The organism is Lentzea californiensis (genome assembly GCF_024648825.1).
Taxonomy (GTDB): Bacteria; Actinomycetota; Actinomycetes; order Mycobacteriales; family Pseudonocardiaceae; genus Lentzea; species Lentzea californiensis.
On the sequence record NZ_JANBBE010000020.1, the window covers coordinates 61914 to 68326 of the forward strand.

The 6413-nt window shown below is 72.8% G+C and carries 1 protein-coding gene; it reads right to left on the reverse strand.

All coding sequences use genetic code 11. The features are described from left to right. Positions 1-5 precede the first annotated feature (5 nt). A complete protein-coding gene (locus LX88_RS41385; RefSeq protein WP_443674885.1) occupies positions 6-6326 on the reverse strand; it encodes a type I polyketide synthase in 6321 nt (2106 codons plus the stop codon). Positions 6327-6413 lie beyond the last annotated feature (87 nt).

Here is a 6413-nt window from a genome sequence, read left to right on the forward strand (position 1 = left end):
GCTGGTCAGCGCGTGCCGAACTCGTGGTCGATCAGCGCGAGGATGGTGTCCGGGGTCGCGGTGTCGAGATCGCTTCCGGAGGAGTCCGAGCGCTTGGCCGTCCAGTCGGACAGCAGGCGCTGCAGACGCCGGTCGACCTCGGTGTCGTCCGGATCGGTGCCGGCGAGCATCGCCTCCAGCCGGCCTATCTGTTCGATCAGCGCGGTGCTCGCCGGTGCGGCGTCACCGGCCAGTTCGGTGTGCAGGAACGCGGACAGCGCGGCCGGGCTGGGGTAGTCGAAGACCAGCGTGGAGGACAGGCGCAGTCCCGTGGCGGCGCTCAGGCGGTTGCGGAACTCGACCGACGTCAGCGAGTCGAACCCGAGGTCGCTGAAACCGCGGGCGGGTTCGACGCTGTCCGCGCCCGCCCTGCCGAGCACCAGTGCGGCCTCTCGCCGGACCAGGTCGAGCAGGAACTCGTCCCGCTGGGCCGCGGTCAGCTCGGCGAGCTTGCGGAGCAGTTCGCCGTCCTGTTGCGCGGCTGCCGCTTTGGCCCGCACACGGCCGGGAGAGCCGACCAGACTGCGCAGCAACGGGGACATGGACGCGTCCGAGGCGTTGGCGCGGACCGTGGCGCGGTCGACCCGCAGTGCGAGCAGGACCGGGTGCGCGGTGCCGACGGCGATGTCGAACATCGCCATGCCCTCGGCGGAGGTGATGGGCGGGAAACCAGCGCGGCGCAGGCGTTCCTCGCCCTCCTCGCCGAGCCGGTCGCCCATGCCGCCCGCCCACAGGCCCCACGCGATCGAGTGGGCGGCCAGGCCGTCGGCGCGGCGTCGGACGGCCAGGGCGTCGAGGAAGCTGTTGGCCGCGGCGTAGTTGGCCTGCCCCGCGTTGCCCAGCACACCGGCGGCCGAGGAGAACAGGACGAACCAGCGCAGCGGCAGGTGCCGGGTCAGCTCGTGCAGGTGGGTGGCGGCATGGACCTTGGGTGCGAAGACGCGGTCCACCCGCTCCGGGGTGAGCGCGTCGACCAGGCCGTCGTCGAGAACGCCCGCCGCGTGCACGACACCGGTCAGCGGGTGCCGGTCAGGGATGGCGCCCAGCAGGTCCGCCACGGCGCCGCGGGAGGCGAGGTCGCAGGCGACGACGGTGACCTCGGCACCCAGACCGGACAGGTCGGCGACCAGTTCGGTGGCACCCGGCGCGTCCGGGCCGCGACGGCTGGTCAGGACCAGGTGCCGGACACCGTGCTCGGTCACCAGGTGCCTGGCGAGCAGGCCGCCGAGGTCGCCGGTACCGCCGGTGATCAGCACGGTGCCGTCCGGCTCGGGACCGGCCGGGATCGTCAGCACCAGCTTGCCGATGTGCTTGGCCTGGCTGAGGAAGCGGAACGCCTCCGGAGCGCGCCGCACGTCCCAGACGCGGGTCGGCAACGGCGTGAGCACACCGCGGTCGAACAGCTCGACCACCTCGGACCACATCCGGGTGAGCAGCTCCAGTTCGGCCTCGATCAGGTCGAAGGGCCGGTAGAGGACTCCGGGATGCGCCGCGGCGACCTCGTCCGGGTCGCGCAGCCCGGCCTTGCCCATCTCCATGAACCGGCCGCCGCGCGGCAGCAGCCGCAGCGAGGCGTCGACGAACTCACCGGTCAGCGCGTCCAGCACGACGTCGACGCCGCGCCCGCCGCTGGTGGACGTGAAGTGCTGCTCGAAGTCGAGCGTGCGGGAGTCGGCGATGTGGCCGTCGTCGAGCCCGGCCTCGCGCAGCACGTGCTGCTTGCCGGCGCTCGCGGTGGCGTAGACCTCCGCGCCGAGGTGCCGGGCGATCTGCACGGCGGCCATGCCGACGCCGCCGGCGCCCGCGTGGATCAGCACCGACTCGCCGGCGCTGAGCCCGGCCAGTTCCTTGAGCCCGTAGTAGGCGGTCAGGAACACCAGCGGGACCGAGGCCGCGGTCTCGAACGACCAGCCGTCGGGAACCCGCGTCACGTAGGCGCGGGGCGCGACGGTGACCGTGCCGACGCCGCCGGCCGCGACGCCCATCACGGCCTCGCCGACCGCCAGGTCCGTCACGCCGGACCCGACCTCGACCACCACGCCCGCCACCTCGTTGCCGAGGGGGCCTGGCTCGCCGTCGAACATGCCGAGCACGTTGAGCACGTCGCGGAAGTTCAGGCCCGCCGCGGCGACGGCGATCCGGACGTCGTCGGCCGCCAGCGGTTCCAGTGCCTGCGGGTACGGCTCCAGGCGCAGGTTGTCCACGGTGCCGCGGCCGGTCATGCCCAGTCGCCAGGCCGGGCCGGCCGGAACGACGAGCTCGTCCGCCGCAGGCAGTGGGGCCAGGCGCGGCGCGGCGAACTCACCGCCGCGGAGGAGCAGCTGCGGCTCGCCGGTGGACAGGGCCGCCGCCAGTTGTGCGGAGGCCGGCTCGGCGTCGGTGTCGGTGTCGATCAGCACGTACCGACCGGGGTACTCGGACTGGGCCGAGCGCACCAGGCCCCAGACCGCGGCGGCCGCGGGGTCGGCCTGGTCCGTGCCGGCCGCGTCGCGGGTGAGCACCACCAGGGTGGTGGCCTGCAGGCGCTCGTCGGCGTTCCAGCGCTGGAGCACGGCGAGGACCCGGTTGGTCTCCGCCAGTGCGGTGCCCGCCACGTCGGCGGCTCCCGCGCGAACCGGGAGCACGACGACCGGCGGGGGCGGGACGTCGTCGTCCAGGTCGTCGGCGAAGGCCCACTCGACGTCGTGCTCACCGGAGACGGAGAGCGGTGCCCAGTCGAGGTGGAACAACGAGTCGAGTCCACCCGGTTCGGCCGTCTTGAACTGGTCGGCGCTGATCTGGCGCAGCAGGAGCGCACCGATGGTGACCACCGGCGCGCCGACGCCGTCCGCGACCCGGAGCGTGACCGCGTCCGACTTGCCGGGGGTCAGCCGCAACCGCAGCGTGGTGGCGCCGATCGCGTGCAGGGCGACGTCCTGCCACAGGTAGGGCACCCGAGGACCGGAGTCCTCGTCCGCCGTGAGACCGATGGCGTGCAGGCAGGCGTCGAGCAGCGCCGGGTGCAGGCCGAACTTCTCCGCGTCCTTCTGCGCCTCGCCTTCCTCGGGCAGCCGCAGCTCCGCGTAGACCTCGTCGCCGAGGCGCCAGGCGGCCCGCAGGCCGCGGAACACCGTCCCGTACTCCAGGCCGTTGCGGGCGAAGGCTTCGTACACGTCACCCAGGTCGACGGTGGTGGCGCCACGCGGGGGCCACTCGGCGAGGTCGAAGTCGGGCGCCGTGACGGAGGGGGTCAGCGTGCCGGAGGCGTGCTGGACCCAGCTGCCAACGCCTGCGCGGGAGTGCAGGGACACCGGCCGGCGGCCCGAGTCGTCCGGCGCGGCCAGCACGACCTGCAGGTCGCGCGGACCGTCCAGGAACACCGGCTCGTGCAGGGTGAGCTCCTCCAGGTGCGGGCACCCGGCCTCGTCGCCCGCGCGGAGCGCCAGTTCGACCAGCGCCGCTCCCGGCAGGATCGTGGTTCCCGCGACGACGTGGTCCGCGAGCCACGGGTGGGTGGAGAGCGAGACCCGGCCGGTGAGGACGATCCCGGACTCGTCGGCCAGTGCCACCGACGCACCCAGCAGCGGGTGACGGGCGTCGGCCAGGCCCAGCCCGGCCGGATCTCCGGCGCTGCCCGCGGACTTCAGCCAGTAGCTGTCGTGCTGGAACGCGTAGGTGGGCAACTCGACCGCACGAGCGCCGGTGCGTTCGTAGAACGTCCGCCAGTCCACGCGCCCGCCGCGCACGTGCAGTGCGGCGAGGGCGGTCGTCGCCGTCACCGGCTCGGAACGGCCGCCGCGCAACATCGGTACGGCGAGCACGTCCTCGTCGGGCAGAACGCGGGCGAGCATGGCGGTCAGCACCGAGTCGGGTCCCAGTTCGACGAACCTCGAGACGCCCTCGGAGCGGAGCCAGGTGATCGAGTCCGCGAACCGGACGGACTGCCGGACGTGCCGCGGCCAGTACCCCGGCACGGTGACCTCGTCGACACCGGCCAGCTTGCCGGTCACGTTGGACACCACCGGGATGCGCGCGGCACCGTAGGAGACGCTTCGGGCGACCACGGTGAACTCGGCGAGCATGCCGTCCATGCGCGCCGAATGACACGCGTGCGTCATGCGCAGCCGCTTGGTCTTGCGGCCCCGCTCGGCGAACGACTCCGCCACCGCGAGGACCGCGTTCTCGTCGCCGGACAACACCACCGCGTCCGGGCCGTTGACAGCACCGATCTCGACGCCGTCGACGAGCGCGGCGCGCACCTCTTCCTCCGAGGCCTGAACGCTGACCATGGCACCGCCGGAGGGCAGCGCCTCCATGAGCCTGCCGCGGGCGGCGACCATCTTCGCCGCGTCCGCCAGTGTCCAGACACCGGCCACGTGCGCGGCCGTGAGCTCACCGATGGAGTGGCCGGCGACGAAGTCGGGACGCACGCCCCAGGACTCCAGCAGCCGGAACAGCGCGACCTCGACGGCGAACAGGGCCGGTTGCAGGTAGCCCATCCGGTCGAGCAGGTCCGGGTCGTCGCCGAAGACCACGCCGGCGAGCGACCTGTCCAGGTGCTCGTCCAGCGCCGTCACCACCGCGTCGAACGCCTCGGTGTAAACGGGGAAGGCTTGGTAGAGCTCGCGACCCATGCCGCAGCGCTGGCTGCTCTGCCCGGTGAACAGGAACGCCGTGCGCCCGATCAGCGGGGTGCCGGTGACGACGGCGGGCGAGGGAGAACCCTGCGCCAGCGCGGTCAGTCCGGCCACGAGGTCGTCCCGGGTCGAGCCGATCACCGCGGCCCGCCGGTCGAGCGTCGACCGGCCGGTGGCGAGCGAGCAGGCGACGTCGAGCGGATCGGCTCCGCCCACGGCGTCGAGCACGCGGGACGCCTGGGCCCGCAGGCCGTTCTCGTTCTTGGCCGACAACACCCACGGCAACACAGCCGGAGGCGTTCGTTCGACGGTCTCCTCGTCCTCCACGACCTGTTCGAGGATGACGTGGGCGTTGGTGCCGCTCAGGCCGAACGACGACACCGCGGCGCGGCGGGGCCGGTCGACAGCGGGCCAGGGGCGCTCGCCGGTGAGCAGTTCCACGGCGCCCGCCGTCCAGTCGACGTGGGGCGACGGCTCGTCGACGTGGAGCGTGCGCGGCAGCACTCCGTGCCTCATGGCCTCGACGACCTTGATGATTCCGGCGACTCCGGCGGCCGCCTGGGAATGACCGATGTTGGACTTGATGGAACCCAGGTACAGCGGCTCGTCCCGGTCCTGGCCGTAGGTGGCCAGCAACGCCTGCGCCTCGATCGGATCACCGAGCCGGGTGCCCGTGCCGTGCGCCTCGACGAGGTCGACGTCCGATGTGGACAGTCGAGCGTTCGCCAGCGCCTGGCGGATCACCCGTTGCTGCGAAGGGCCGCTGGGAGCGGTGAGCCCGTTGGAGGCCCCGTCCTGGTTGACCGCCGAACCGCGGACGATCGCGAGCACGCGGTGCCCGTTGCGGCGGGCGTCGGACAACCGTTCCAGCAGCAGCACACCGGCGCCCTCGGACCACCCCGTGCCGTCGGCCGCGGCCGCGAACGCCTTGCACCGCCCGTCGACGGCCAGCCCGCGCTGGCGGGAGAACTCGACGAACGTCTCCGGCGTGGACATCACCGTGACCCCGCCGACCAGGGCCAGCGAACACTCACCGGTGCGCAGGGCGTGCCCGGCCAGGTGCAGTGCGACCAAAGAGGACGAACACGCGGTGTCGATGGTCACCGCCGGCCCTTCCAGGCCGAACGTGTAGGACACCCGGCCCGACAGCACGCTGTTGGACGAGCCGGTGCCCACGAAACCCTCGACGTCCTCGGACACCGACGTCAACCCGGACACGTACTCCGTGCGCATCGCTCCGGCGAACACACCGGTAGCGCTCCCCCTCAGCGAGGCGGGGGCGATTCCGGCGCGTTCCAGCGCTTCCCACGTGACCTCGAGCAGCAGGCGCTGCTGCGGATCCATGGCCAGCGCCTCACGTGGCGAGATCCCGAACAGTTCCGCGTCGAACCGGTCCGCGTCGTGCAGGAACCCGCCCGAGGTGGTGTAGGTGGTGCCGCGGTGGTCCGGGTCGGGGTGGTGGAGCGCGGCGGCGTCCCAGCCCCGGTTGCCCGGGAAGCTCGTCACGCCGTCACCTCCCTGCGCCACCAGCCGCCACAGGTCCTCCGGCGAGGCGATCCCGCCGGGGTACCGGCAGGCCATCCCGATGACGGCCAGCGACTCGGACGCGCTCTCCTGGACCTCGTCCAGGCGACGCCTGGTGTCGCGGAGTTCGGTGGTCAACCGCTTCAAGTAGTCGAGCGTCCGGTCGTCGCTGGTCATGCCGATTCCTCCTTGTGGCAGCGTCCTGTGTGGACGCTGCCACGAACGGAAAGGTCG